This is a genomic window from Flavobacterium aestivum (assembly GCF_026870175.2).
GTDB classification, from domain to species: Bacteria; Bacteroidota; Bacteroidia; order Flavobacteriales; family Flavobacteriaceae; genus Flavobacterium; species Flavobacterium aestivum.
On record NZ_CP113977.2, the window covers coordinates 590,848 to 617,421 of the forward strand.

Genomic DNA, 26,574 nt, shown 5'->3' on the forward strand with positions numbered 1-26,574 from the left:
TTCATATATGAGAAAAGCATTCTTCTTTCTGATTTTTATTGGAGTTTTTTGTTCCAGTCTAAATTGCATGAATAAAAAAGACAATAAAACATTCCCTAAAACTTCAAAAGAAAAACTAGAAAGTCAAATCATTGAAGTTAAAAAGCTTGTAAATGGCAATTCAAAATACAATGCAGAAATTGGCTTTTTTATAGATATGAAAATTGCATCTGGAAAAAATCGGTTTTTTATATATGATTTAAAAAACAACAAATTACTTGACAAAGGACTAGTGGGTCACGGTTCCGGTTCAGAAACCGGAATTCCGGGAAAGCTAAAATTTAGCAATACTAAGAACTCACTTTGTACTTCATTAGGAAAATATTCCATTGGCTATTCCTATAAAGGCATATTTGGAAAAGCATATAAATTATATGGTTTAGACAAGACTAACAGTAATGCTTTTGATAGAAATATAGTTTTGCATAAATATTTTGATATACCATTTGAAGAACAAGAAAACGAAATTTGCAACAGTTATGGATGCCCAATGGTTAATGAAAGATTTTTTGGCGTACTTGAAAAAATAATAGACAACTCAAAAAAGAAAATCATTCTTACTATATACTATTGAAAGCCCACCGGAATTTTCGTTATTTGTAATGTTTACCATATTAAAACTAAAACACCTACTTATGTTTAAAAAAACAATACTATCCGCCTTTTTATTCGTTACTGCTTTGGCATTGGCACAAAAACCAATTTTCACGACTGCCAAAGTAAAAGCAGCAACAGTATATTTTAATGCTGCCGAGATTTCGCAAACCTCCACAGTAAATTTGCCATTGGGCACCAGCGAAATAGTGATCAAAAACGTAGCTGTTGATCTAAATGAAAATTCGGTGCAAATAAGTGCACCAGCAACACTAACCGTTCTTTCTGTTCAGTTCACCAATGATTATGTTTCGGAATATGAAATAGATCTAAAATCACCGGCACTAAAAAGAGTAAAAGACAGCATTGTTTTGGTACAGAAAGAGCTTCTAAAAGTGGGCAATTCTAAAAATTCCGAAGTCAAAACAATGGCACTTTTGGACAGAAACCAACAAGTTTCTGGAGTTAATTCTGGTTTGAATGTGATGGAATTAATGAAAATGGTTGATTATTATAAAACCAAACAAACCGAAATTGCCAATACGATAAATACGTTAACCGAAAGAGAACAAAAACTGAATGAGATTCTTAAAAAACTAAACAACAAACTCGAAGTTGATACCAGCAAAGAAGAGAAAACCTCATCAGGAAAATTGATTGTACAGGTTATGAATAATTTGGCAGGAGCAGTTCCGTTAGACATAACTTATTTGTCAAATAGTGCTTCATGGGCACCTTTCTACGATTTGCGTACCGAAAGCGTAACCGCACCAATAAATATGATGTACAAAGCTCAAATAGTTCAAAACACAGGAGTCGATTGGAAAAAAGTAAAACTAACTTTGTCCAGTGGTATTCCTAATCAAAACAATCAGGCTCCCTTGTTGAATACTTGGTTTTTGAATTACAGACAAAATGAAATAGTGACTGCTGCTTATGGTATGAGACGTGAGAAAAAAGCAATGCAAGGAGTCGCTGGAAGTGTTAGAATGGACAATGAAGAAATGGCTCCAAAACCTATAATGTTGGCAGAATCTTCTGTTTCAAACTATACCACTGTAGCCGAAAATCAACTAAATATCTCTTTTGATATTGATATTCCTTATGATATTTTATCCAACGGAAAAGTACACAGTGTCTCGCTAAAAGAGATCAAACTTCCTGCCTCTTATAAATATTATGCAGTACCGAAAGCTGATAAAGATGCATTTTTGCTAGCTGAAATTGCTGATTACAGCAAATACAACTTACTAAGAGGTGAAGCCAATATCATTTTTGAAGGCATGTATGTAGGCAAAACATTTATAGAACCAAGTCAAACCAGTGACACTTTGAGTTTGAGTATGGGACGTGACAAGAAAGTGACTATAAAACGAGAAAAAGTAGTGGATCAATCGGGTACCAAGTTTTTATCTTCCAAGAAAGAACAAACTTTTACCTTTGATATCTCTATTAGAAACAACAAAAAAGAGGCGATCGAAATGTTACTAAAAGACCAATATCCGCTAAGTTCTAATAAAGACATTGAAGTTGAATTATTACAAAGCGATAATGCAAAAGTAAACCTAGAAACAGGAATCCTCTCTTGGCAATTGCATATGAAACCGAATGAAACCAAGAAAATCAGGATTAGTTACAAAGTACGCTATCCTAAGGATCAAGTTATAGAAAACCTGTAAACCATATCATATATACAAGTATATAAAATGGACAAACTTAAAAAAGGATTCGCATTTTAATTAAAGCTGAATCCTTTTTTTATAAAATCAAACAACTTCAAAAACGAGCAATATACCATTAATAAACAATAAGTTACACATCAACAACGTTGTTTTATTCGTAAATTTGTGTCTATTTAAAAAACATTCGATTATGAAAATAGCAGCCTTATTTCTCATGTTCTATTGTTTAAATTTTTCCTATTCACAAACTATCGGACTAAAGACTTTTGCATCAGGTTTTTCAAACCCCCTGGAAATTACAAATGCTGGAGACAGTAGATTGTTTATTGTAGAAAAAGATGGCATTATAAAAATATTAAACCCTGACGGAACTACAAATCCAAATGCTTTCCTTAATATTACAGGTCAGGTAAGTACTGGCGGCGAACAAGGTCTGCTAGGTTTAGCTTTTCATCCCAATTATGCATCAAATGGATTCTTTTATACCAATCACACTAATTTATCTGGAAATACAGTAATTACAAGATATTCTGTTGATAGTACAAACCCAAATCTTGCTAACGCCTCAAGTGCAACTGTACTATTAACCATTGCACAACCTTATGCCAACCATAATGGAGGATCTCTAAAATTTGGACCAGATGGCTATTTGTATATTGGCATGGGTGATGGTGGTAGCGCTGGAGATCCAGGAAACAGAGCACAAAACATCAATGAATTATTAGGGAAAATGCTCCGTATAGATGTAAATTCAGGAACTCCGTATGGCATTCCTGCTAACAATCCGTATGTAGGAATTGCCGGTGCCGATGAAATTTGGGCAATTGGTCTTCGGAATCCCTGGAAATTCTCTTTCGACAAAAAACTGGGTAATCTATGGATTGCAGATGTAGGACAAGACAATATAGAAGAAATCAACATGGCACCAGCTACACAAGCAGGATTAAACTATGGCTGGCGTTGTTATGAAGGTGATACTGCGTACAATACTACTGGCTGTCCGCCACAAGCTTCTTTGAAGTTTCCATTAAAAACAATAAACCATTCTACAGGTGCGTGTTCCGTTACTGGCGGATATGTATATAACGGAACTTCTTACCCTAATTTCAAGGGATTGTACTTCTTTACGGATTATTGTAATCCACAAATAGGCATGATGACGTCTAGTGGAACGGTTACCTACTCTACAGTCTTCACAGGAAATAGTTTTTCTTCCTTTGGTGAAGATATCAATGGTGAACTATACGTTGCTGCTCTTAATAATGGTACTATTTACAAAGTTACCGACACTTCTCTGGGCATCACCTCTTTTGATAAAACACAATTTCTAATTTATCCTAATCCAGCTAAATCAGAAATTATTATCCAAAAATCAAACAAAAATTACCCTATCGAGGTCACTCTTTTTGATATGGAAGGCAAAATGTTATTGAAGAAAAAAACAGAAAATAAAGACATAAATACTATCAAAATGGATAATTACTCCAAAGGCTTTTATATAGTTACCGTCAAAAATGAACTGGGTCATGTTTCGACCTATAGACTAATTGTCGAATAGTTTTAATAAAACCATTCAGACACCATTACAAAACAAAAAACCCTGTCAAGTTTGAATTTTGACAGGGTTTATTAATTTACTTCATGATTAAGGTGCTGGATCAGGAATGATAGCCTGAACTGCATCTATATCTTTTAATATATCTTCGGAAAGAGATACAGTAATCGTGTCAATATTCTCTTTGAGTTGTTCCATCGTTGTGGCACCAATAATACTACTCGTAACAAAAGGCTGTTGTTCTACGAAAGCTAAGGCTAATTGGGTCAATGTCAATCCGTGTTTGTGAGCGACTTCTTGATACAATCTGGTTGCCTCTGTACATTTTGCACTGCTGTATCTCGAATATTGAGGAAACAAGCTTAATCTTGCATTAGGGTGGCTCTCTCCCGTTAAAAACTTACCTGATAAAACCCCAAAAGCCATTGGTGAATACGCCAATAAACCCACATTTTCACGAAGGCAAACTTCGGCAGAAGCATTCTCAAAAAGACGATTTAATAACGAATACGGATTTTGAATGGTTTTAATTCTTGGTAAATTATTGTATTTACTTTCTTCCAGAAAACGCATCATTCCCCAAGGATTTTCATTAGAAACCCCAACATGTTTTATTTTTCCCGCTTTTACAAAACCATCCAACGCTTCTAAAACAGCATGAATATTATCTTCCCAAGCATCATCTTCTTGTACTTTGTATCCGCGTTGTCCAAAAAAATTGGTTTTGCGTTCAGGCCAATGCAACTGATAGAGATCCAAATAATCCGTTTGGAGGCGTTGTAAGCTTTTATCCAAAGCATATTGGATACTGGCTGGTGAGAAATCTAATTTCTCTCTCATATAACCAAAAATAGGACTTGGTCCAGCAATTTTGGAAGCCAAAACTACTTCTTCTCTTTTTCCTGTTTTCTTAAACCATGATCCAATTATTCTTTCGGTACTTCCGTAAGTTTCTTGCTTTCCAGGAATAGAATACATCTCGGCGGTATCAAAAAAATTGACTCCATTCTCCAATGCATAATCCATTTGAGCGTGCCCTTCAGATTCAGTATTTTGTTGCCCAAAAGTCATGGTCCCTAGGCATATTTTGCTGACTTTAATATCAGTATTCGGTAAAGTAGTGTATTTCATTTTTTTAAATTTCTAAGAGACTAAGCTTCTAAGAGCTCAAGTTTTTTTTGAAAACAAAGATAAAAATTAGTTCATCGATTATAGATTGGTAACACTTAATTTAACAAAAAAGGTTCGACGTTTACACGCGAACCTTTTCTGCACTCAGTATCTTAGAATTTTAGCTTCTTTTTCTAAAAATCATTTAACATTTTTGAAATTTCGTCCAATCTAGGGGTCAAAATAATTTCGATACGACGGTTTTTAGATTTTCCTTCTGCAGTAGCATTGCTGGTTAATGGTGAGAACTCGCTTCTTCCCGCAGCCGTAAGATTTTGTTTGTTTACTTTTTTATTTTCACCCAAGATAGCAACTATAGCTGTCGCTCTTTTGGTCGAAAGGTCCCAGTTATCAGCAATTGGTCCTGAACCTGCATACGGATCGTTATCAGTATGTCCTTCTATCAATACTGAGATATCTGGATTGTCTCCCAATACTTTCCCTACTTCAACCACTGCTTTTTTACCTTCTGAACCTACGGCCCAACTACCTGAATTAAAAAGTAATTTGTTCTCCATAGAAACATATACTTTTCCGTTCTTTTGTTCAACTGTCAAACCTTTTCCTTCAAAACCATTTAGTGCTTTAGAAAGTGTTTCTTTTAATTTTTTCATGCTAGCTTCTTTAGCCGCAATCAAATCTTCCAATTCTTTCAAGCGTTGGCTACTTTCATTTAATTTTTCTTGTTCTGATGCCAATGCTTTTGCCTTTGCATCCAGTTGAGCCAGCAATTCACGATTCTTTTTCATGTTGGCTTCCAAAGATTCATTACTGTTTTTCTCTAAAGCAGCATACGAATCTTGCATAATTTTCATCTTATCCTTAGCAGCAGCATAGTCAGCTTGCACTTTGGCTAAATTTGCATTAACATCGTCCAAACTGGTTTGCAAAGCGGCTTTTTCTGATTCTAATTGTTTTTTAGACGCCAACAAAGCAGCGTTTTCATCAGAAATGGCTCTGTTCTCCTTTTTTAAATCAGCGAATTTAGTTTCGAGATCATTGTAAATTTTCTTGGAAACACAAGATGTAGACAAAGCTAGAATTAAGAGTCCGATGGAAATTTTTTTTATCATTTTGATAGGTTTTAATATTTATTGTGGTATTTGGGGTTAAATTTTTTAATAAGCAAAACTATAATTCAGATTACTCCACTATAATTTATTTTTATTTTCTTTTTGAAATTGACATTAATATAGGCCTATTCAATTTCAACCAAAACTGGACAATGATCGGAATGCATCGCATCTGGCAAAATAACGGCTCTTTTGAGTTTATCTTTCAGAGAGTCGCTTACCAAATTGTAATCGATACGCCAACCTTTGTTATTCCCACGAGCTCCTGCACGATAACTCCACCACGAATACTGGTGTGGCTCACTGTTGAAGTGGCGAAAACTATCTACAAATCCGGATTTCATGAATTTATCCAACCATGCTCTTTCTTCCGGCAAAAAGCCCGACGTGTTTTTGTTTCGAATTGGATCGTGAATATCAATGGCCTCGTGACAAATATTATAGTCTCCACAAATAATTAGATTCGGAATGTCTTTTTTTAATTCGTCTATGTAATTTTGAAAATCATCCATATACATAAACTTGTGGCTTAGTCTATCGCCATTGGTTCCCGACGGTAAGTACAAACTCATTACAGAACAATCATCAAAATCAGCACGAAGATTTCTACCTTCAAAATCCATGTGCTCAATTCCAGTTCCGTATACTATATTATTTGGTTTTATTTTTGAAAGAATTGCAACACCACTATATCCTTTTTTGGTTGCAGGATAATAATATTGGTAAGGATATCCCGCTGCAGTAATGTCGGAAACAGGAATTTGCTCTTCTGTTGCTTTGATTTCCTGCAAACAAATTACATCTGGACTGGCATGTTGTAACCATTCAATAAATCCTTTTGTGATGGCAGCACGAATTCCGTTTACGTTGTATGAGATTATTTTCATTATATTGTTTTTGTATTATATTCGAAGTGAATTTTGACCTCAATTAGATTCCTCAAAATCCTATTTTTATCAAAACTTCGAAAGATTATTTTTTCTGTGGAATCCAAAAGTAGTAAAAAGTAGAAAGATTGATCCAAAAAAAACCATAAAAAATGGAGTATTTTGCTATCTTTGTCTCTTGCTCAAAAAATAAAAATAAATGGGTTTAGTTACCGCAAAAGAAGTTGCAAAGACAATAAACACGGACAAGTATGGCGTTTTCGGTACTTTTTCCGGTTGGTTGTTGATGAAAGTTTTAAAGATTTCGACATTAAACAAAATATACGACAGGAATAAACATTTGAAGGAATTGCCATTCCTAAATGCCATATTAGACGAATTTCAAATTAAGTTTGAGATTCCTGAAGAAGATTTCAAACGTTTACCAAAAGACGGTGCCTATATTACTATTTCAAATCACCCACTTGGGGGGATTGACGGGATTCTGTTATTGAAATTAATGCTTGAAAAAGAGCCAAATTTTAAAATCATAGCGAATTTTTTACTGCATCGTATAGACCCGATGAAACCTTATATTATGCCGGTAAATCCTTTTGAAAACCACAAAGACGCCAAGTCTAGCGTGGTAGGGATAAAGGAAACACTTCGTCATCTTAGAGACGGAAAACCATTAGGAATGTTCCCTGCTGGTGAAGTTTCTACCTATAAAGACGGAAAATTAGTAGTTGATAAAGCCTGGGAAGAAGGTGCCATAAAAGTAATTAGAAAAGCACAGGTTCCTGTAGTTCCTATTTATTTTCATGCTAAAAACAGTCGCTTGTTTTATTTCTTATCTAAAATAAATGACACACTAAGAACCGCCAAATTACCATCAGAGTTATTAACTCAAAAAGATCGTATTATCAAGGTGCGCGTTGGGAAACCAATTTCGGTAGCTGAACAAAACGAACACGAATCTATTGAGGAATACACGGAGTTCTTAAGAAAAAAGACCTATATGCTGGCCAATCCGTTTGAAAAAGAATCCAAGCTTTTACAAACACCTTCCCTTAAAATACCTAAAAGTCCTAAGGAGATAGTTACTGCAAGCGATCAAAATAAAATTGAAGCCGAAGTAAAGAATCTACGTAAAACAGATTGCCGCTTACTGCAAAGTAAAAATTACGAAGTGTTTTTTACAGATGCCAAATCAATACCGCATATTTTACACGAAATTGGCCGTTTGAGAGAAATCACTTTTAGAGAAGTGGGAGAAGGGACTAATGAGTCTATAGATATTGACAGATATGACCAATATTACCATCACATGTTTTTATGGGATGATGAAACGAAGAAAATAGCTGGTGCTTATCGTATGGGATTGGGTTCTCAAATTTATACAAAATATGGATTTGAAGGGTTTTATCTAAATGACTTATTTCGATTTGAACCGGAATTAAACGACATGATGCTGAGCTCAATAGAAATGGGACGTGCCTTTATCGTTAAAGAGTACCAACAAAAACCAATGCCTTTATTCTTGCTTTGGAAAGGGATTATTCATACCACTTTGCGTTATCCGGAGCATAAATACTTAATTGGTGGAGTGAGCATTAGTAATCAGTTTTCTGACTTCTCAAAATCGTTAATGATTGAATTCATGAAATCCAATTATTACGATCCGTATATTGCACAATACGTACATCCGAAAAAAGCATATAAAGTAAAACTTAAAGACGCCGATAAAGACTTTATTCTGGATGAAGCCGAAGCTGATTTGAATAAATTCGACAAAATTATCGACGAATTAGAACCTGGAAACTTGCGTTTACCTGTTTTAATTAAAAAATATATCAAGCAAAATGCAAGAGTAATTGCTTTCAATGTAGACCCATTATTCAATAATGCCATCGATGGTTTAATGTACATCCGAATTGCTGATATCCCTGAAAGCACGATGAAACCGGTAATGGAAGAATTTCAAGCTGAATTGGAACGCAAGCTCAACGAAAAAGAAGATTAAGATATTACCATAATCATAAAAAATCCCCAAGTTATAATAGCTTGGGGATTTTTGTTGCTTGATTTATTTTTTTAGTTTTATCATAGTATAGGTGCCAGCCCTAATAATACCATCTTGAGGCTTTGGATCGCCTTCTCTAAAAGCAAAACACCCAGCATACCAAATTTTTGCTATGATTGCATCTCTTCCATCTACGGTTGTTTTTCTAATATCGATTTCTCCTATGTTGTGGGGTGTAGTATCTCTAAAGCCAAGCCTTAATCGTTTTTCATCAGCCCTACAACTGCTACAACCCAATGTAGTTCCGGTTAAAACTAGTCCTCCACTTATATGATTTATGTTGCTAGTTGGAGTTAATTGGCTTAATGTATTCACTTTTTCAACTCCATTTTCGATCCATTGGTATTCTCCCGCAACCAAATCTTCGTAGAATTGACCATTTCTGGAAGTCATGATGTTTTTTTGTAATTTTATTTTAAATGATATACTGTCATTAGTACATACATAAGTACCATCATAGCCGTTTAACACATTCTTGGTGTCTTTGTAATAAGCACCCTTAATAGTGTTAAACATTGATATGTCCGTAATATCAAGTACTGGGCTTTGTGCCATACAGCTATTTAAAAGAATAAAAAATACTGCAAAATTAATATAGTATTCAATTTTTCTCTTCAAAAACACAAATCCTAAAAATAGTATTTCTTTCATGGTTTTTATAAGCTCGCTTTTTGGTAAAAAAATCCCCAAATCATTATAACTTGGGGATTTTTGTTGCTTGATTTATTTTTTTAGTTTTATCATAGTATATGTGCCAGCCCTAATAATTCCTCCTTTGGGCTTTGGAGCACCTTCTTTAACAGCGACAGGTCCTGTATACCAAATACTTACTATGATTGCATCTCTACCATCTACGGTTGTTTTTCTAATATCAATTTCTCCGACATTCTGGGGTGTGATATCTGAAAAACCAAGCCTTAATCGTTTTTCATCAGCTCTACAGTCGTCACACCCCAACGTAGTTCCAGTTAAAACCCTTTTTCCACTTATATGATTTATGTTGCTAGTTGGAGTTAATTGGCTTAATGTATTCACCTTTTCAACTCCATTTTCGATCAATTGGTATTCTCCAGCAACCAAATCTTCGTAGAATTGGCCATTTCTTGAAGTCATGATGTTTTTTTGCAATTTTATTTTAAATGAAGTAGTACCATTGGTATATAAATAAGTACCATCATAGCCGCTTAACACATTTTTGGTGTCTTTGTAGTAAGCCCCCTTAACAGTGTTAAACATTGATATATCCGTAATATCAAGCACTGGACTTTGTGCCATACAGCTGTTTAGAAGAATAAAAAATACTGCAATATTAATATAGTTTTTCATAATTATTTGTTGTTTATGTACATGGTACAAGGGTTGCTTTATTTGTCGCTTTATTAATTTCTAGTTTATTCCATTTGGTAAGGGCGTCATCTGCTTTGTAAATGGTTATCCCAAAAGAGCCAAATTGCTGTAGAAAACTCTCTTCTAGTGCTCCATTACTTTTATCATATAGAGCTGCTTGGTCATCATGAATTTTTTTAATTTTCTCATCGTCTGTCGGACTATTATATTTAGGATCATTCCAGACCATATTTACTTTACTGCTTAATGTAGCAATGTCATCCACTCTAATAGCGTAAGTATTTACTTGTCCTGCATTATTTTTAGCAATCACCATTAAAAAAACATCTTCTTTTCTGCTAGGGCTTGCCTCATTATAGGCATCATTTAGAAGTTTTACATCTCCATAAGAAAACATGGCGTAACCCTTTTTTGGATGAGAATGTGCCCCACCAATATAAGTAGAACCTGTTGATAATGAAAATGAAAATTCGTCAGACGATACTATCTGTATGTATTCATATTTAAAAGTCTCATCAGGATTCATAGTTTTTTTTACTTCTACTCCAAACTCTTTATCATTCACGGCAGCCATTACTTTTGCTTTTAACCAATCTATACTTGGTTTCATATTACCTGCTTTTGTAACATCTGTTATGTCTTTCATTTTATTACAAGGATCAACTGGTTTTGGAGTGGGAGCTGAACCACCGCCTCCATTGCCTCCAACGGGTGAAGTATAACCCCCTGGAGTTGTTCCTCCGGTTACTGGATTGCGAGGCATATAGACTACCGGAGTTCCAGTGCCGGGAGTGGTGATAACAACTGGTCTTAACGGTATTGGATTTCCGCCACCGCCATCTGTATTGCAATCCCCATCTTGACAAGGAAGAATAGGTGGTGCTTTACCAGTAACTTTGGTTTGTGCAATTCCATTTTCTACTACCTGATTATCTACAAATTTAGCAGCTTTTATAAATCCCGTCTTTAAATCCCAAGTACTCATATATCCGTTAAAATTTCCTCCATCGATAGATTGGCTATTGGATGGAGCATTCTTGTCTGGATATATTTCAAACAAAAGAGCTTTATAATTACGTTCTCCTAATTTGTAAATATACAATTCCTGCGACCAGATTTCATCAGGATTTTTCTTTGATTCAATAACTGGTACAATAATCGTCTGTGTTCCGTCTACTGATTTTGTAATGCTCGCTTCACTCCAGTCATATTCTAAATCTTGAAATAAATCATAATTGCTACCATTAGATTCATATTCCTTAAACCATCTTTTGGCTGATGAAATTGTTTTTTCCTGATATCCTTGCTCATCCATTTCTAACTTTTCGGCTTCGCAATTTACCATCAGTATAGCAATACTAAAAACAAAAATAGCCTTAATTGCATTTTTAATTCTCATTCTTATACTTATTTCACCTTTTCATTTCGCATTTTGCTGGGCTGAATCGGTTTTTTGTTAGTCCCATGTTTCATTAAGTCTATAAATGATTCAATCATTCATTAAATCTCTTCATTATTTCTTGTCATTGTTCTTAGCAATATAAACAGTATTAAGCTACTTTTTTTATTAAAAAAGAACGAAAATACGTATTTTTTATTCAACATCAGTCTTTAATCTTAATTTTAAAAAAAATAAAAACCTGAAAATCTTATACTTGTAAAACCTTTAGACAAACAATGTTGTCACTTCTTGCACAGAAGCTGGTTCTTGAAATGGGTTTTGAATAGCTCACATTCTTACTCCAAAAACAGTTTACTGCTTGTACTAAAGCATTTTTGGACAATAATGCCGTATTGTTCGTAGTTTTCATAATTTGATTTTTTGGTTGATACTTATCCGAAAAATTGTATTTTTGTTTACTACGTGCAAGTAAAGAAGATGATATTTCTTATAAAATCATTTTTGAATGTATCGTACAGAATCAAATATGTTTTTTACATATTGCTTTTTTTTATTCCTAATTATTATCTTTGACTCTATGAGCACACTAACAAAACCAAATCATATAGGGCGAAAAATTAGCCGTATTCGCGAACTTCGAGACATGAAGCAAGAAGCTTTAGCACAGGCTTTAGGAACTAATCAACAGGCAATATCTGCTATGGAGAATAGCGAAACCATAGATGATGAAAAACTTGCAGAGATTGCAAAAGCTCTGGGAGTAACTGTAGAAGCAATTAAAAATTTCTCTGAAGAAGGTGTAATAAATTATTTTAATAGTTTCAATGACACAAAAAATAGTCAGGTTAATTTTGGAAATCATTGTACTTTTAATCCATTAGACAAACTAATGGAGTCAGTTGACGAGAATAAAAAATTGTATGAAAGACTTCTTCAAGCCGAGAAAGACAAAGTCGAATATTTAGAGAAATTACTAAAAGGGAATAACCTTTTATAAAAATATAAGAACAAAAAAAGAGACCTATGTGGTCTCTTTCTTGTTTTTAGAATATGTATCAATTTTCAGGACTAGACATATACAACGACATTTAATCCTTGTATTCTTTTACCGCCTTCTTAAAAGCATCCCATTCTGTTAGTGTTAACAAATGCTTCTTACTTATCTTTTTTCCTTTTATATATTCAAGAATGTATTTGGCTCTTTCTTCTGATTCGGGATGAGAATTCACCCAAGACAATGCACTTTCCAATTTATTATCAAAAGACATATTATACAGAAAATCGGCTAATGGCGCAGGGTCCACTTTAGCCTTCAGCATATATTCAACACTGGCGATATCTGCTTCTTTCTCAAGAGTGCGGTCATACGCCGATGAGGATAGCGTATGCATAATTTCACGAATAACACCGTTATTATTATTATTACCTGTGGTTATCTGCATCAATACGGAAAACCCAATCTCTTTTGACAACTTTTTCATCACGTGATTGTTCTCGATATGAGCGATTTCATGCCCTAAAACCCCTATCAAAGCTTGTTCGTTCTTCGACTCCTCGATTAATCCCGAATACACTACCAAATGTCCATCAGGCAGTGCAAAAGCATTAACTTCGTCTTTCTTGATAATATGTATCTTCAAGCTATCGCGTTCAATTCCGTTTTCTTTACACAATGGTTTTAATAATTTGTCTAACGATTTCGTAATCGAATCATTTACCACTATATCTTCGGTAGTTTTTATTTGGTCCCAAATCATATCACCAACCCCTTTCTCGGTAGCGCTTTTGGCTTTTTCGATTTTAAAAAATGTGATAAAATCAATTTGAGACAACAAAAACCAAATCCCAAAAAAAGTGACTACTATTGATAATCCTTTAAATAGTGCTTTCATAATTGGTCTTACAGATTAAATTAGTAATATCCGAAAAGAAATACATTTCTATATGATTTCCTTTTCTGGTTTGTGTGGCCAAGTAAAGCGTAAAAAAAAATTCAACTACATTGAACCCCACAATGGTAATTATGTATGCGATGTATCTGTTTGTCACCTCTCCACCATCAAAAATAATAGACACAGTCCACCAAAATCCCACGGTATTAAAGAAAAACATCCCCAATTGAGCCAGCAAAGCCTGTGTACAATGCCATTTTACAAAAACAGTACTTTTTCTGTTTCCCAAATAAAAGAAAACGGATGCCAATAAATTCAATATGGGTAAAGGCAATCCGCATAAAACTACCACGAGCGACATCAAATAACTATTGGACGCTCTTTCCAACTCACTTTCGTAAGGCTTATAATTAAATTTTTGCGTTGCAATCATAGCTGTTTGTATATATTCCATATCCAGTTGAGAATTACCAATATAATCAACGGAATGAAAATTTCTATTTTTTGAATTAACTTTTCGACTTTAAGATAAAAATCATAAAAAGATTTTTTCTTGGTAATAAGATCCCGAATGATCCATACCGGTGAAACAATCATGATTCCAGCCACCAGGATTCCAAAAGGATTTAGAAACAACGACTTTACAATTTCTCCATTAAACAGAAAAGAAACTGCTCTGGTCGTACCACAAGATGGACATGGCAAACCGGTTACTCTTTTAAAAATACACACCGTCAAATCCAAACCTGAATTTTTTATGGGTGCAAATTCCAAAAAGAATAACCAACTATACCCTAAAAAACAAGCAAATAAAATCAGTATATAAAGCTTGTTCTTAAACATATTTTAAAAAAATGCATTATTAAAAGCAGCTGCGTTTTTCTCTCTTGTAGCTCCTTGAATCAAAAACCAATCTACTATTGTCCAAACCATAAAACCACCACAGGTAAGTAACTTTCCAACACCCATTCCGGTATCACCAATATAAAAACGATCAATCCCATATGCTCCTGCAAAAATCGAAATTAACAATGCCGTAGTTGGATCTTTAAATTGCGTTAACTGTAATCTTTGCCATTGGCTTTCGTCTAAACTTAATAATTTTTCTCGAATGGTACCTAAATGATGTGCTTCAAAATACTTAGCGTTCATCATCATGAACATGTCAACTTTTTGTGAATCCATTATAATAATTTGGTTAAAGATTTATTTCCTACTCTATTTTGGATTTTCGGATACTCCATAATTTTGTCAATATATAAATATTAATAGAAACATCTTATTTAAAAATTAAATATGCCATAAAAAATCCCGTCTCGCCAAAAAGACGAGACGGGATTGTTATTTGATCTATTTTTTAAAACCAAGCTTTCTTTCCTACCTGATACGTTTGGTAAAAATCTTCATCGGTTTTAGTCAAATAAATAATTCCTTCTATTAGGCCAATTATACCGCCAATTCCGCAAGTAACCACTCCTAAAATAAGCTGAATTATTCCTTCTTGTGTATATCCCAAAATAAATTTGTGCACTCCAAATCCTCCTAATACGATTGCCAAAACACCAGCTAAAACTTTTTTGTTTTCTTTTGGCATTTGCATATTTGGTGTGTTCCAAGTTTCTTGTTTTGAATTCTCCATAATTTTTAATTAATTTAGTTCGTTAATAGTGGTCGCTAAATTAGAAAAAATAATACAAATCACTATTTTTAGACCATTAAAATCTCACAAAATCAATTTTTCCCGTATAATGCTTTGATTTTATCAACAATCACTTGGGCCAAGCGTTCATGGCTTTCATAAGTCCACCCTGCTATGTGAGGAGTAAGAATCACTTTTCTACCATCTAATAAATATTGAAAAGCTTCTGGGGTGCCTTTATCTTTGAATAATGTTTCGAAAGATAATTTTTCATATTCTAAAACATCTAGACCAGCGCCAAGAACTTTACCTGATTCCATGGCGGCAACCAAATCAGCTGTTACTATGTTTTTCCCTCTTGAGGTATTGATAATCCAAATGTCTTTTGCGAAAGCATTGATAAAATCCGAATCCACCATTTTGTCTGTTTCTGGCGTCCACGGAATATGTAAGCTCAAGACATCTGTCTTTTTTTGCAGTACTTCAAGTGAAACCTGTCTCGCATTTGCATCTCCTACATTATCTTTTATATCGTAACACAATACTTCTACATCAAAACCACGGAGTTTTTTGGAAAATGCTTTTCCCATATTTCCATAACCAATAATCCCAACGATTTTGCCATCTAGTTCATATCCGCGATTTTTTTCTCTGTTCCACTCACCAGATCGAATTTCGCTATCTGCCATATTCAATTTATTAAAAAGAGAAAGAATCATTCCTAAAGTATGCTCTGCGACTGCATTACAATTCCCTTCGGGTGCGGCTATTAGTGCAATATTTTTTGAGGTTGCATATTCACAATCTATACTTTCAAGACCTGCACCTACTCGAGCTATGAATTGTAAATTGACGGCCTTGTCCAAAAACTCTTTATCAATTTTGAATCGGCTTCGAATAACCACTCCTTGATAATCCTGAATTTTTGCTTCAATCTCTTGTTTAGAAGATGTAAAATCAGCATGATTTATAAAACCAGCTTGTTGTAATTGCTGCCAAAGTAAGGGATGATTACTGTCAATATGAAGGATCTTGATATCCATAAAAATGTTCTTGATTTTAGACTCAAAATTAAATAAAAAAACACGGTTTATGGTTTTAACCTAGAATAATTAACCTACAATACTTAAATTAGCATTTTCCAATTAAAATCGAACCACAGAAATGAGATTAACAAAAACATTTACTGCTTTTTTTCAAAGCGAAAAAGCAGGTGGGCTATTGCTCCTTTTTGTAACAGTAATTTCTTTATTACTAGCTAATTCATTTATTCAAACAGAATATATTGCTTTTTGGAATACCCAAATAGGACATCATTCCATCACACATTGGATCAACGATGGATTAATGACCATCTTCTTTTTACTTATCGGTTTAGAGTTAGAACGCGAAATATACCATGGTGAGTTAGCCAATATCAAAAATGCGATCCTTCCCATTTTTGGAGCTTTGGGCGGAATGATTCTACCCGCTGGACTTTTTCTCGCGCTAAATTATGGAACGACTACTCAAAACGGAGCCGGAATCCCTATGGCTACCGATATTGCTTTTGCCATTGGAGTTTTATCTCTATTAGGCAATAGAGTTCCGGTGTCCCTAAAAATATTCCTGACTGCTCTGGCCGTTATTGACGATTTGGGCGCTATACTGGTAATAGCCATATTCTACACTAAAACCATTGCTTTTGATAATTTATTAATGGCTTTAGCTATAATGGCATGCTTATTTATCCTAAACAGACGCAAAGTACACAATCTAGTTTCTTACCTAATTGGTGGTGCCGTCATGTGGTACTTTATGTTGAATTCCGGTGTGCATGCTACCATAACCGGTGTGCTACTTGCATTTGTTATTCCGTTTGGAGATGGCGGAAAAAAAACTGCATCCTATAGACTACAACATTTTCTACACCAACCCGTAGCTTTCTTTATCCTTCCTTTATTTGCTATTGCCAATACATGTATTGCCATAGATGCAAATTGGCACGAAGGCTTGAGTCATGCTAATTCAGTAGGTATTCTTATTGGACTCATAGTGGGAAAACCATTAGGAATCTGGTTGTTTTCATTCTTTGCAGTAAGTTTAGGAATTTGCTCATTGCCTAAAGATCTAAAATGGAAAAACATACTTGGTGCAGGAATGCTAGGAGGAATAGGGTTTACCATGTCTATTTTCATCACTTTATTAGCCTTTAGTAAAGACGGGGAAGAAGTCATAACCTATTCTAAAATTGCCATATTAATAGCTTCCTTGACCTCCGGAATATTGGGTTATTTTTGGTTAAAGCTTACCGTTAAAGCTCCAACAAAAACGATTAAAGGCTAATAAATAAGATAAAAAACGTACTAAAGAAATCCAAAAAAGAAAAATTATTCTTTCCTTTGTGACGCAAATTGACTACAAATATTATTATTAAAATCTTGTAGCAAAACCTACAATGAAAAAAATTTATTTTATTCCCTTACTCTGTTTTGTCTTTCTCTTTCAAAGCTGCTTTGAAGTGGTCGAAGAAGTAAAAATGAAAGATGATGGTTCGGGTCATTTTAATTTTGTCATTAATTTTAGCCAAAGCAAAACCAAAATTAACTCGGTTTTAAAAATGGATAAAGTCAATGGTTATGACATTCCTTCTAAAGAAGAAATTAAAAATGAGGCATCAAGGCTAGAAGCTTTAGCAAAAAGCACCACAGGAATTTCGAATGTAAAAACGAATATAGACTTAACGAATTTTATTTTTGTGGTTGATTTGGATTTTCAAAAAATCACCAATCTCAATGCCGTTTTCTTAAAACTAAAAAACAGCAAAAAAATAGACCCCGCTATCACCACGGATTATTTCACCTTCGACAACAAGAAATTTGTACGTAGCCAAAAAGTGCCCGTAAAAGCACTTTATGATAAATTAAAAAAGGCCGATAAAGAAATATTTGAAAACGCAAAATACACTTCGGTTTACAAATTTGAATCGACTATAAAATCGTTTTCTAATAAAAATGCAATTGCATCCAAAAACAATAAAGCCATCAAACTAAACGGTTCTGTAATTAATGTTATTAATGGAAGCGAAAAAATAGAAAATACAATTACACTCAATTAAAATAAAATGAAAAACTATTTATTATTACTTGCTATTTGCTTTTCTGCAACAATATATGCCCAGGATTTAGCAACCAAAGTTCCAGCAAATGCACCATTTGGTCTGTGTTTTAATGGCAAAAACCTAAATGATAAAGTGGCTCTAAAAACCATTCAGGAGTACCCTTGGATGCAAACTCTATTAGAAAAAGAATTAAAATTTTTACCAAAAGATTTAAGCCAGACCGGAATTGATCTTACTAGTAAGCAATATCAATACTACATCAACAAAGACACGGTGATGAACTATGTAATATTGATTCCTTTGAACAATGCCACTTTATTCGAAAAATTAATTCAAGGCAAATACGGTGATAGCATTAAGATAAAAAAACAAGGAACATATAGTAGAGCAACAACTTCTAAAAACCATCATTTAGCATGGAATGAAAAATTTGCTGTTTTGATTAATTCCTCTTACGTAAAGCCTTCTAAATACAACGATACAGAACCATATTCTGACTTAACGAGTATTGACACTACTTCGGTTTTTGTAGATTCTGTAGCTACAGACTATACCATAGCTGCTGAACCGGTAGCAAAACCTGTATTGAATCCGGAAAAAAGCAGCAAAGCCAAAAAAGGTAAAACCAAAAAAGGTAAGAAAATTAAAAAAATAAAAGAAGAGCCTAAAATTATAGAACCTACTGAAGATGAAATTTATGCTGCTCAAGAGAAAGCAAATGCTGAATTAGAGGAAACCAATAGAAAACTGGAAGAACTCAAGTATAAAAAAACAGATTCTATCGAAAGGTTAAAAATTAATGCCGTTGTTGATTTGATTTTTAAAGAAACTTTCGACTCTAAAACAGAAACAACCGCAGTTAATACTACCATTTTTAAAGACAACGACCCTAAATCTGACTTTTTTGTTTATGCCGATCTAGATGCATTAACAAACCAATTATATTCAAGTTTTTCAGGGGTTAGTAATGCATTTTTGGGAATTTACAAAAACGGGGTTTTGAATAGTAATTACCACCTAAATGGTTATTTTGAAAAAGATAGAATTAGATTCAGTCAAGTAATGGCACCTAAAAATGAGGAAACTAAAAAATCTTACCAAGAAATCTTTGATTCAAAAATAAATAAAAACCTAATGAATTATGTAGGTAATAATGTTTTGGGGTATTATTCTATTGCAATGGATACTCAAGCCATTATGAACTACGAATATCAGATTCTAAAAAACACTTTAAATTCCGTTTATCAATCTTATTCTAAAGAAGCTATTGGTAATGAAGCTGATGTTTTAATTGACGGTATTGCTCTACTTTTGGACGAAAAAGCTATTGCGGATCTAATTCCTGGAAATGCCCTTTTTGTGCTTCATGATCTAAAAAAAGTAAAACGTGAGTACGTTTCTATAGACTACAATGAAAACTATGAGCAATTGGAAGTTAAAGGCACTAAAGATGAAATACAACCTGACTTTACATTCCTTTTGAATACCAAAAATGAGTCATTTGTTAACAAACTACTCCAACTTCCTTTAAACAAAAGTAAGTTTACAGCTACCGATTATAAATTCTCCAATGGGTATTACACCATTCATTTTGAAAAAGACAATCTCCTTGAAAACCTATATATTGGGCTAAAAAATGGTGTTGTTATGATAACAACTTCTAATGAAAATATAGAAAACCTGATTCAGCAAAAGGTTATGCCTTTACAAGCTAATTTCAAGAAATCTATTTCAAAAAACAATTCAGCAGCTTGGGTAGATATTCAAAAAATAATCGCAGCAACTAAAACAGAATTAGACAAAGACTCTAAAGGCAACTATTATGATATTGCTTTGAAAAACGCAGGCGAAGTTACAATGGAATGCAAATTCAAAAATGGTAATATTGTTTCAGAATCTGCGTACACTATCAAAGGAGAGCATGCCAATAGCTTGCAATATTTCTTTGATGTTCTTAATGAACTATATGCTGAAAGCAAAAAAGAAACAACCATTACAGAGTAATTCATGAAGGGCAAAAAAGGTTATTTGTTTAAAATTATTCTGCTTCTTATTGCCCTAGGAAGCATCACAATGCTCTATTGGTTTGGATATCATAAAAATTATGATGAAAAATCCATTCCAAAAAATGCCGATGGAATAGTGATGGTGGATGTGAAAAACATTCGAAATTATTTTATTTTTTCCTATCTCAAAACTCCATCACAATGGCAATCATGCATTTCAAATTTTGGAACGAAAAAGAAATTAAGCCTTTCCAATTTTGGGATTGAGGTACCGGATTACATGGCCTTTTTCCATATCGAGAACCAACCCGTTAATCAATGGTTTGCTGTTGCAAAAATTATAAATGAAACCGATTTTGAGAAAGCAACAATCGATTCTCATTTTACCAAAACAAAACTTAATGATTCTTTTACCGGATATCAATCTAATGAATTAGGGCTTTTTATTGTTCGGTATTCCAATCAAATCTTATGTTGTAACATACCAAAACAACAACAAGTAACTATTCAAGTAGCAGAAGATTTATTTCTAAAACATCAATTTTTAGATTCTAAAGAAATAAAAAATACGATTGACACCCCAAATGCAGCCACAGTTTGGATTAAGAGAAATAGCTTACTACAAAACGATGCCATTCTAAACCTTAAATTACAAGATCAGGAAATATGCATTGAAGGGCAACTCAAATGGAAACCTAAGTCTATAAAAACTGCTTCATTTTCCCAAAATCCCAATGCTCTTTTGTCTTTGGGTTTTAATTTTGAAATGATTCGGAATCAAAATAGTCTTAAGCAACATTCAGTCCAAATCAATAAATTAATTGGTTTTAATTTAGATTCTATTTTAGCTCACAATCCAACTAGAACTGAATTGTTGTTGAATGAAATAGTCGAGAAGAAAGATTCGGCTATCAGTTATGATTATGATGATGATTTTAACCCTATAAAGAAAGTTGTTGTACATACTAGTCGTGAACCCTCTTTTTACTTTTCGATGCAGACAGAGGACTCCAAAAAAGTCTACTCGTACTTAAAATCACAAAAAGCAATCGACAATCATGAAGTATTTGTAAATTTCCCTTTGGCTCCAACCAAAACTTCTATCAGAAATAATGCTTTGGTACTGGAAGCCAATCCTCCGAAGCAGCTTCCTTCGGCTTCTTCCTCTTCCAAAATAGGTTATTTACAGGTACATTTAGACAAACTGAAACCGCAAGATTGGCGCTTTATAATAGCTAAAAACAAAAGTTTACAGCTTTTAAAATCATTCGGGATTTTATCTGTTGACCTTACAGAAAAAAACAATTCAGGTTATTTCCAAGCTCATTTACAAACCAAGGATAAAGAAAACCTGATTACAATTATCCACTAAACATGCTGTTTTTGATATAATTATTTCAGAATGGGACTTAATAATAAAAAAAACGTTGCTTGTATAAGCAACGTTTTTTTAGTGTTTTTGATATGTTGTAAACCCTATCCAAAAATCTTGGAGAATTTAAAATTATGAATTTTGGTTAAGACTGTCTCTAGTATTTTTTTGAACAGCAATTGCGCCAAAAATACCCAATAAAAAGGCAAAAGCATAATATCCCTTTTCACTTGGAAGAATAGTAGCATTAACAAGTCCTACTGTTAATAAAACGATAGAAAGAATAGTTCCAAACCAGCAAATACCATAATAAATATCTGTTACAGGATATCCTTCTAATCGATCCCTTACACTTTTTTGCAATGACACTACTGCAAACAGTCCAAACATTAGAACTGTAAAGTAATATCCTTTTTCATTTAACAACATTTCAGCTCTTGCTAGACCTACTAAATACCCTACAACCCCAGTCCCTAGCGCTATCCATGAAGCAGCTATAAATGCATTTGATGTTTTTTGTACCATTTTTAATTTTTATTTATTACTATATTTTAAGAATATACCTGTATCAAATGGTGTCCAAAGACAACATTTTTGTCCACTTGTTTTTAAAGCACTATTTGCCCAAGTATTGCAAGTGTGAAACAAACTATAGCTACCGTTTGCTTCATAAAAAGCATCTTTTTTACCATAATTTGCATTGGTTTGTATGTTTATAAAATGCCCGTTTTCATCCTTTTTAAAACTATTGATAACATACTCTTTTAATCTTGAATATTGATTTTTACTAACCATAATCTTTTTGCACGATTCATCTTCGACAATTTTAGAATAATAAGTTGCATGAATTGCAGTTGAACTTAATCCGAATGCTGCGTTGAATGCAACTGAAGCCTTCAAGTCAGCCCAATCTGGAGTTTCTAAATAAAACCCCTTATCACCCCAACCCATTGCGATATATTGACAGGTAGAATCTTTGGCAATTGTATTTGTATATTTTACTTCTTTGCTCCAATCTACCACTTCATTGCAGGTTGGCATAACAATATCAGTATGCACCCCATTTGTCATGATATAAATAGCAATCTCCTCTTTGGAATCCTCTTCTTTTTCAACAGTTATTCTGGAAAGACAATAACTAGCAGCTAAATAGATTAAAATAAACCCAACAAACAGCAGTAGTATTTTACCAGCATATAGAGCTACTTTTTTTACTGATTGAATAAAACTTTTTTTCATAAAATTCTTTACAAATTCAAATGTTACAGATTTTTCATCCTAAATTGAGGGCCAAAAATATGCTATTTAATTTGAAAACAGCAAACAGTTTGTAGTCAATATCTTGTTTTTAATTAAAAAAGAAGTGAGTGTTTTTTAAACACTTCATTTTCAAAACAAAGCAAAAAACTATTGTATAGCCTTCCTTACTCTGGTTCTTATAAAAACTAATTTTCTAGTTATCCAAAAAGATCTTGTGAGATGCTGCGTGAAGGATAGCAGCTAGCTACCGAAGTAGCGCGGATAGCCTGACAGCATAAAGGAAAGGGGCCGACTCAACAGTAGGTGAGTTGGCCCCTTTCCTTTATGGTGGCACGCCCACATGAGCTTTAGTAAAACCGGCAGAATAAATGATTTTACCCCTTAATTTGCTTCAAAGAAGTCTTTATCCCTTTGATTAACGAAGAACTAAAACCATTGTGTTCCATTTCGTTAAGCCCAACAATGGTACATCCTTGTGGTGTAGTTACTCTATCTATAAGTTGTTCCGGATGTACTCTCTCTTCGAGTAGCATTTGGGCTGCACCTTTTACAGTTTGTGCGGCTATGGCCAAAGCTGTCTGTGAATCAAAACCAATCTCGATTCCAGCCTGCATAGAAGCACGAATATATCGCAATGCATAAGCCGTTCCGCAAGCACCGAGAACAGTAGCGGCATCCATTAATTTTTCGTCTATTACAACTGCTGTTCCTAAATCGTGAAAAAGAGTGACTAAGCTCTGCCCTTGTTCTTTGTCTTTCTCATTAAAAGAGATACAAGTTGCAGATTCTCCAAACTGTGCCGCGATATTAGGCATAATACGAACCGCATGGTGCTCAAATTTTGTCTTTTCCTGAAGAACTTCAATCGCTAGACCACTTACAGCCGAAGCAATTATTTTATTGGAAATAACAGGAAGGATTTCAGCCAAAACGGTATCTACCTGATAGGGTTTTATGGTTAGAATAATCACATCGGCTTCTTGTATCTGATGTGTATTATTTGAAGAAACTGTAACTCCTAATTTTTCTAAATACAGTATACTCGCTGTATTTCTTCTGGTTATGGTAACTTGATTGTTTGGAGAGAATTTTGCAATTCCCAAAGCGATAGAAACCCCTAAGTTTCCACCACCAATAATATGTACTTTCATTTAGTTTATTTTATACTTTGAGCGATTAATAAGTAAGTTAATCCCAAAAAAAGGCATTCCGGATTAATAAAAATGGTTTACCTGATATTGTAAAAAACTTTGACTACAAAGTACAAGAATTATCCCGAATTTATTATTTTTTAATATAAATAAATTCGGGATAATTGTTAAATTCCTAAACTATCGATAGCTAATATCCTAATATTAATCTGGCTATTCCAAAATAAATCATAATTCCAAAAACATCATTTGTAGTAGTGATGAAAGGACCTGTTGCAATAGCAGGATCTATTTTGTTTTTATGCAAAAACAACGGAACCAATGTTCCTAATGTAGCCGCAAAAACTATTACTACGAGCATAGAAATAGAAATAGCAAATCCAACCAAATACTGTTGATACATTAAAGAATGGTACAAAAATAAAAACAATGATATTATTGTTCCAGATATCAATGCAACCGAAAGTTCCTTAGTCAAGTATTGACTGCTATATTGTTTTAAAGTTCCGTTTGCCAAACCTTGCACCACAATCGCTGATGCTTGAACACCAATATTCCCTGCAGTTGCTGAAAGCAAAGGAACAAAAATCATTAAAGTATAATATTGCTGAACCGAAGTTTGATTCCCTTCCAGAACCTTTGAAGCAATAATTTCAATTATCATACCAATCAAAAGCCAAGGTAATCTTGCCTTCATTAACTCCAAAACAGTATCGCTAGACTCAACATCATTAGTAATACCCGCTGCTAGTTGATAATCCTTTTCGGCTTCTTCTTTGATTACATCCACAATATCGTCAATGGTGATTCTACCTACCAATCTCCCCAACTCATCTGTTACTGGTATGGCTTCAAGATCATATTTTTGCATGATTCTTGCCACCTCAACATCTTCTGTGTCTACTGTTACGGAATTCAGCTTTCGAATGTATACATCACTAATATTGGTTCTGGTAGATGTAGTCAATAAGTCTTTGAGTGATAATCTCCCTTTCAATCTATCTTCATCATCTACCACATAAATAGAATGGACTCTAGAGATATTTTCGGCCTGAATACGCATTTCTTTTACACAAGTAAGAACATTCCAATTCTCATTGACTTTTACCAACTCTTTGTGCATGATTCCCCCAGCAGTATCCTCAGGATAACGAAGCAAATCTACAATATCTTTGGCGTGCTCAACGTCCTGAAGCTCTGATATTACCTCGGCTTTTTTCTCTTTAGAAAGTTCCCCGATAATATCCGCAGCATCATTGGTCTCAAGTTCATCGAGCTCTTCGGCAATCTCTTTTGGCGAAAGCCTGTTTAATATATTCTCCCGTAAATCATCTTCTAACTCTAAAAGAATTTCGGCTGTTTTTTCGCTATCTAATACTTTAAATATATAAGTAGCTTCATCAAAATCCAATTCATCCAGAACTTCGGCAATATCAGCATGGTGCATATCATTCAATAAAACTTCCAATTGTTGGTCGTTTTTATTTTGAATGAGTTGCTCTAATTCTTTTATTAATTCTTTGCTGATTTTAAACTCCATCGGCTTCTATTTTTTGGGTCAATGCAATAAATTCTGTGTAGTCTAATTGTTCTGGACGAAGATTTAAAAGCTCGTCCTCTTTCAAATTATCCGACAAATTTAAGCTTTTCAAGCTGTTCCTCAAAGTCTTTCTGCGCTGTTGAAAAGCCGTTTTCACAACGTTAAAAAACAATTTCTCTCCACAAGGCAAACTAAAATCTTCTTTCCTGCGCAAACGCAATACTCCCGATTTTACTTTGGGTGGCGGATTGAATACATTTTCGTCTACAGTAAACAAATACTCAGCATCATAAAACGCTTGTACTAAAACTGATAGAATCCCATAAGCCTTGGTTCCCTTTTTTTCACAAATGCGTTCTGCCACCTCTTTTTGGAACATCCCGGCAAATTCCGGAATTTGATTACGGTATTCCAATGCTTTAAAAACTATTTGTGTAGAAATATTGTATGGGAAATTACCAATTATGGCAAATTGCTTCCCAGCAAAAACCTCATTAATATCGTATTTTAAGAAATCCTTTGAGATGATTCTGTCTTTAAGTTTTGGATAATTCGCATCCAGATACGTTACCGATTCGTCATCAATTTCTATAACATAAGTATTGATGGGTTTATCCAACATATACTTAGTCAAAACACCCATACCCGGACCTATCTCTAACACATCCTCATATCCAACCAAATTCAAGGTATCAGCAATGTCCTTTGCAATGCTCTCGTCCTTTAAAAAATGCTGTCCGAGGTGTTTTTTTGCTTTTACTTTTTCCATTTTATCTTTTTAGATTTTCCGAATATTAAACTGT

The 26,574-nt window shown here is 33.9% G+C and carries 27 protein-coding genes; 9 read left to right on the plus strand and 18 right to left on the minus strand.

All coding sequences use genetic code 11. The features are described from left to right. The first annotated feature begins 7 nt into the window (after window positions 1-7). The 3 genes from OZP08_RS02655 to OZP08_RS02665 all read left to right on the plus strand — a co-directional run bounded on the left by OZP08_RS02655 (window position 8) and on the right by OZP08_RS02665 (window position 3,873). Window positions 8-613, plus strand: coding sequence for a murein L,D-transpeptidase catalytic domain-containing protein (locus OZP08_RS02655; RefSeq protein WP_281322914.1), 606 nt, complete (start codon window positions 8-10; stop codon window positions 611-613). 61 nt (window positions 614-674) lie between these two features. Beyond that, entirely contained in the window at window positions 675-2,312 is a 1,638-nt protein-coding gene (locus tag OZP08_RS02660) for a DUF4139 domain-containing protein (protein ID WP_281322915.1), read from the plus strand. Between the two features lie 193 nt (window positions 2,313-2,505). Continuing rightward, window positions 2,506-3,873 (plus strand): PQQ-dependent sugar dehydrogenase, encoded by a 1,368-nt coding sequence (locus tag OZP08_RS02665; protein ID WP_281322916.1) that lies wholly within the window; start codon window positions 2,506-2,508, stop codon window positions 3,871-3,873. 87 nt (window positions 3,874-3,960) lie between these two features. Here the strand turns inward: OZP08_RS02665 and OZP08_RS02670 are convergent, their stop codons facing one another. From OZP08_RS02670 to OZP08_RS02680, 3 genes are all read right to left on the minus strand, one after another. Next, complete coding sequence (locus OZP08_RS02670) at window positions 3,961-5,001, minus strand: aldo/keto reductase (RefSeq protein ID WP_281322917.1); 1,041 nt, start codon at window positions 4,999-5,001, stop codon at window positions 3,961-3,963. A 173-nt stretch (window positions 5,002-5,174) separates the two neighbouring features. Next, entirely contained in the window at window positions 5,175-6,113 is a 939-nt protein-coding gene (locus OZP08_RS02675) for an OmpA family protein (protein WP_268848219.1), read from the minus strand. Window positions 6,114-6,238: 125 nt separating this feature from the next. Next, a complete protein-coding gene (locus OZP08_RS02680; protein ID WP_268848220.1) occupies window positions 6,239-7,000 on the minus strand; it encodes an exodeoxyribonuclease III in 762 nt (253 codons plus the stop codon). 199 nt (window positions 7,001-7,199) lie between these two features. Between OZP08_RS02680 and OZP08_RS02685 the strand changes: the two genes are divergently transcribed. Continuing rightward, window positions 7,200-9,002 (plus strand): lysophospholipid acyltransferase family protein, encoded by a 1,803-nt coding sequence (locus tag OZP08_RS02685; protein WP_268848221.1) that lies wholly within the window; start codon window positions 7,200-7,202, stop codon window positions 9,000-9,002. 63 nt (window positions 9,003-9,065) lie between these two features. On the opposite strand, the gene OZP08_RS02690 is transcribed toward OZP08_RS02685, so the two are convergent. The 4 genes from OZP08_RS02690 to OZP08_RS02705 all read right to left on the minus strand — a co-directional run bounded on the left by OZP08_RS02690 (window position 9,066) and on the right by OZP08_RS02705 (window position 12,220). Further along, a complete protein-coding gene (locus tag OZP08_RS02690) occupies window positions 9,066-9,713 on the minus strand; it encodes a DUF6705 family protein (RefSeq protein ID WP_268848222.1) in 648 nt (215 codons plus the stop codon). A 72-nt stretch (window positions 9,714-9,785) separates the two neighbouring features. Beyond that, window positions 9,786-10,388, minus strand: a complete 603-nt coding sequence (locus OZP08_RS02695) for a DUF6705 family protein (protein WP_281322918.1) — start codon at window positions 10,386-10,388, stop codon at window positions 9,786-9,788. A 13-nt stretch (window positions 10,389-10,401) separates the two neighbouring features. Further along, window positions 10,402-11,808, minus strand: coding sequence for a hypothetical protein (locus tag OZP08_RS02700; RefSeq protein WP_281322919.1), 1,407 nt, complete (start codon window positions 11,806-11,808; stop codon window positions 10,402-10,404). Between the two features lie 250 nt (window positions 11,809-12,058). Further along, on the minus strand, window positions 12,059-12,220 hold the full coding sequence (locus OZP08_RS02705; protein WP_268848227.1) for a hypothetical protein: 162 nt from the start codon (window positions 12,218-12,220) through the stop codon (window positions 12,059-12,061). A 168-nt stretch (window positions 12,221-12,388) separates the two neighbouring features. On the opposite strand from OZP08_RS02705, the gene OZP08_RS02710 reads away from it, so the two are divergent. Further along, window positions 12,389-12,808 (plus strand): helix-turn-helix domain-containing protein, encoded by a 420-nt coding sequence (locus OZP08_RS02710; RefSeq protein WP_268848228.1) that lies wholly within the window; start codon window positions 12,389-12,391, stop codon window positions 12,806-12,808. A gap of 91 nt (window positions 12,809-12,899) precedes the next feature. Here OZP08_RS02710 and OZP08_RS02715 read toward each other — a convergent pair whose 3' ends face one another. The 6 genes from OZP08_RS02715 to OZP08_RS02740 form a co-directional block, all read right to left on the minus strand. Further along, window positions 12,900-13,703 carry a M48 family metallopeptidase gene (locus OZP08_RS02715; RefSeq protein WP_281322920.1) on the minus strand — a complete coding sequence of 268 codons (804 nt, stop codon included), beginning with the start codon at window positions 13,701-13,703 and terminating at the stop codon, window positions 12,900-12,902. Then, window positions 13,687-14,157, minus strand: coding sequence for a magnetosome magnetite crystal formation protein family (locus OZP08_RS02720; RefSeq protein WP_281322921.1), 471 nt, complete (start codon window positions 14,155-14,157; stop codon window positions 13,687-13,689). The genes OZP08_RS02715 and OZP08_RS02720 overlap by 17 nt, the downstream gene beginning before the upstream one ends. Continuing rightward, window positions 14,133-14,546: a DUF2752 domain-containing protein gene (locus OZP08_RS02725; RefSeq protein ID WP_281322922.1), complete on the minus strand. Its 414-nt coding sequence runs from the start codon at window positions 14,544-14,546 to the stop codon at window positions 14,133-14,135. Before OZP08_RS02725 ends, OZP08_RS02720 begins: the two co-directional genes overlap by 25 nt. Window positions 14,547-14,549: 3 nt before the next feature. Further along, window positions 14,550-14,888, minus strand: coding sequence for a TM2 domain-containing protein (locus tag OZP08_RS02730; protein WP_268848232.1), 339 nt, complete (start codon window positions 14,886-14,888; stop codon window positions 14,550-14,552). A gap of 172 nt (window positions 14,889-15,060) precedes the next feature. After that, on the minus strand, window positions 15,061-15,342 hold the full coding sequence (locus tag OZP08_RS02735) for a TM2 domain-containing protein (protein WP_281322923.1): 282 nt from the start codon (window positions 15,340-15,342) through the stop codon (window positions 15,061-15,063). A gap of 92 nt (window positions 15,343-15,434) precedes the next feature. Then, window positions 15,435-16,385: a 2-hydroxyacid dehydrogenase gene (locus OZP08_RS02740; protein WP_268848234.1), complete on the minus strand. Its 951-nt coding sequence runs from the start codon at window positions 16,383-16,385 to the stop codon at window positions 15,435-15,437. 121 nt (window positions 16,386-16,506) lie between these two features. Between OZP08_RS02740 and nhaA the strand changes: the two genes are divergently transcribed. From nhaA to OZP08_RS02760, 4 genes are all read left to right on the plus strand, one after another. Then, window positions 16,507-17,667 (plus strand): Na+/H+ antiporter NhaA, encoded by a 1,161-nt coding sequence (gene nhaA, locus OZP08_RS02745; RefSeq protein WP_281322924.1) that lies wholly within the window; start codon window positions 16,507-16,509, stop codon window positions 17,665-17,667. Window positions 17,668-17,842: 175 nt separating this feature from the next. Further along, window positions 17,843-18,439 carry a hypothetical protein gene (locus OZP08_RS02750; RefSeq protein WP_268848235.1) on the plus strand — a complete coding sequence of 199 codons (597 nt, stop codon included), beginning with the start codon at window positions 17,843-17,845 and terminating at the stop codon, window positions 18,437-18,439. A gap of 6 nt (window positions 18,440-18,445) precedes the next feature. After that, window positions 18,446-20,446: a hypothetical protein gene (locus tag OZP08_RS02755; RefSeq protein ID WP_268848236.1), complete on the plus strand. Its 2,001-nt coding sequence runs from the start codon at window positions 18,446-18,448 to the stop codon at window positions 20,444-20,446. A gap of 3 nt (window positions 20,447-20,449) precedes the next feature. Next, entirely contained in the window at window positions 20,450-21,820 is a 1,371-nt protein-coding gene (locus tag OZP08_RS02760) for a hypothetical protein (RefSeq protein ID WP_268848237.1), read from the plus strand. Between the two features lie 132 nt (window positions 21,821-21,952). Here the strand turns inward: OZP08_RS02760 and yiaA are convergent, their stop codons facing one another. From yiaA to rsmA, 5 genes are all read right to left on the minus strand, one after another. After that, window positions 21,953-22,345 carry an inner membrane protein YiaA gene (gene yiaA, locus OZP08_RS02765; RefSeq protein ID WP_281322925.1) on the minus strand — a complete coding sequence of 131 codons (393 nt, stop codon included), beginning with the start codon at window positions 22,343-22,345 and terminating at the stop codon, window positions 21,953-21,955. 9 nt (window positions 22,346-22,354) lie between these two features. Further along, window positions 22,355-23,059, minus strand: a complete 705-nt coding sequence (locus tag OZP08_RS02770) for a TIGR02117 family protein (protein WP_268848239.1) — start codon at window positions 23,057-23,059, stop codon at window positions 22,355-22,357. A 395-nt stretch (window positions 23,060-23,454) separates the two neighbouring features. Further along, window positions 23,455-24,231 (minus strand): pyrroline-5-carboxylate reductase, encoded by a 777-nt coding sequence (gene proC, locus OZP08_RS02775; RefSeq protein ID WP_281322926.1) that lies wholly within the window; start codon window positions 24,229-24,231, stop codon window positions 23,455-23,457. A 190-nt stretch (window positions 24,232-24,421) separates the two neighbouring features. Further along, window positions 24,422-25,771 (minus strand): magnesium transporter, encoded by a 1,350-nt coding sequence (mgtE, locus tag OZP08_RS02780; protein ID WP_281322927.1) that lies wholly within the window; start codon window positions 25,769-25,771, stop codon window positions 24,422-24,424. Then, window positions 25,761-26,540, minus strand: coding sequence for a 16S rRNA (adenine(1518)-N(6)/adenine(1519)-N(6))-dimethyltransferase RsmA (rsmA, locus tag OZP08_RS02785; RefSeq protein WP_281322928.1), 780 nt, complete (start codon window positions 26,538-26,540; stop codon window positions 25,761-25,763). Before rsmA ends, mgtE begins: the two co-directional genes overlap by 11 nt. Between the last annotated feature and the right edge of the window lie 34 nt (window positions 26,541-26,574).

Bases quoted from the DNA above. Each gene is read 5' to 3' on its own strand.
- OZP08_RS02655 (WP_281322914.1), top strand. From the start codon at position 8: ATGAGAAAAGCATTCTTCTTTCTGATTTTTATTGGAGTTTTTTGTTCC.
- OZP08_RS02660 (WP_281322915.1), top strand. From the start codon at position 675: ATGTTTAAAAAAACAATACTATCCGCCTTTTTATTCGTTACTGCTTTG.
- OZP08_RS02665 (WP_281322916.1), top strand. From the start codon at position 2,506: ATGAAAATAGCAGCCTTATTTCTCATGTTCTATTGTTTAAATTTTTCC.
- OZP08_RS02670 (WP_281322917.1), bottom strand. From the start codon at position 5,001: ATGAAATACACTACTTTACCGAATACTGATATTAAAGTCAGCAAAATA.
- OZP08_RS02675 (WP_268848219.1), bottom strand. From the start codon at position 6,113: ATGATAAAAAAAATTTCCATCGGACTCTTAATTCTAGCTTTGTCTACA.
- OZP08_RS02680 (WP_268848220.1), bottom strand. From the start codon at position 7,000: ATGAAAATAATCTCATACAACGTAAACGGAATTCGTGCTGCCATCACA.
- OZP08_RS02685 (WP_268848221.1), top strand. From the start codon at position 7,200: ATGGGTTTAGTTACCGCAAAAGAAGTTGCAAAGACAATAAACACGGAC.
- OZP08_RS02690 (WP_268848222.1), bottom strand. From the start codon at position 9,713: ATGAAAGAAATACTATTTTTAGGATTTGTGTTTTTGAAGAGAAAAATT.
- OZP08_RS02695 (WP_281322918.1), bottom strand. From the start codon at position 10,388: ATGAAAAACTATATTAATATTGCAGTATTTTTTATTCTTCTAAACAGC.
- OZP08_RS02700 (WP_281322919.1), bottom strand. From the start codon at position 11,808: ATGAGAATTAAAAATGCAATTAAGGCTATTTTTGTTTTTAGTATTGCT.
- OZP08_RS02705 (WP_268848227.1), bottom strand. From the start codon at position 12,220: ATGAAAACTACGAACAATACGGCATTATTGTCCAAAAATGCTTTAGTA.
- OZP08_RS02710 (WP_268848228.1), top strand. From the start codon at position 12,389: ATGAGCACACTAACAAAACCAAATCATATAGGGCGAAAAATTAGCCGT.
- OZP08_RS02715 (WP_281322920.1), bottom strand. From the start codon at position 13,703: ATGAAAGCACTATTTAAAGGATTATCAATAGTAGTCACTTTTTTTGGG.
- OZP08_RS02720 (WP_281322921.1), bottom strand. From the start codon at position 14,157: ATGGAATATATACAAACAGCTATGATTGCAACGCAAAAATTTAATTAT.
- OZP08_RS02725 (WP_281322922.1), bottom strand. From the start codon at position 14,546: ATGTTTAAGAACAAGCTTTATATACTGATTTTATTTGCTTGTTTTTTA.
- OZP08_RS02730 (WP_268848232.1), bottom strand. From the start codon at position 14,888: ATGGATTCACAAAAAGTTGACATGTTCATGATGATGAACGCTAAGTAT.
- OZP08_RS02735 (WP_281322923.1), bottom strand. From the start codon at position 15,342: ATGGAGAATTCAAAACAAGAAACTTGGAACACACCAAATATGCAAATG.
- OZP08_RS02740 (WP_268848234.1), bottom strand. From the start codon at position 16,385: ATGGATATCAAGATCCTTCATATTGACAGTAATCATCCCTTACTTTGG.
- nhaA (WP_281322924.1), top strand. From the start codon at position 16,507: ATGAGATTAACAAAAACATTTACTGCTTTTTTTCAAAGCGAAAAAGCA.
- OZP08_RS02755 (WP_268848236.1), top strand. From the start codon at position 18,446: ATGAAAAACTATTTATTATTACTTGCTATTTGCTTTTCTGCAACAATA.
- OZP08_RS02760 (WP_268848237.1), top strand. From the start codon at position 20,450: ATGAAGGGCAAAAAAGGTTATTTGTTTAAAATTATTCTGCTTCTTATT.
- yiaA (WP_281322925.1), bottom strand. From the start codon at position 22,345: ATGGTACAAAAAACATCAAATGCATTTATAGCTGCTTCATGGATAGCG.
- OZP08_RS02770 (WP_268848239.1), bottom strand. From the start codon at position 23,059: ATGAAAAAAAGTTTTATTCAATCAGTAAAAAAAGTAGCTCTATATGCT.
- proC (WP_281322926.1), bottom strand. From the start codon at position 24,231: ATGAAAGTACATATTATTGGTGGTGGAAACTTAGGGGTTTCTATCGCT.
- mgtE (WP_281322927.1), bottom strand. From the start codon at position 25,771: ATGGAGTTTAAAATCAGCAAAGAATTAATAAAAGAATTAGAGCAACTC.
- rsmA (WP_281322928.1), bottom strand. From the start codon at position 26,540: ATGGAAAAAGTAAAAGCAAAAAAACACCTCGGACAGCATTTTTTAAAG.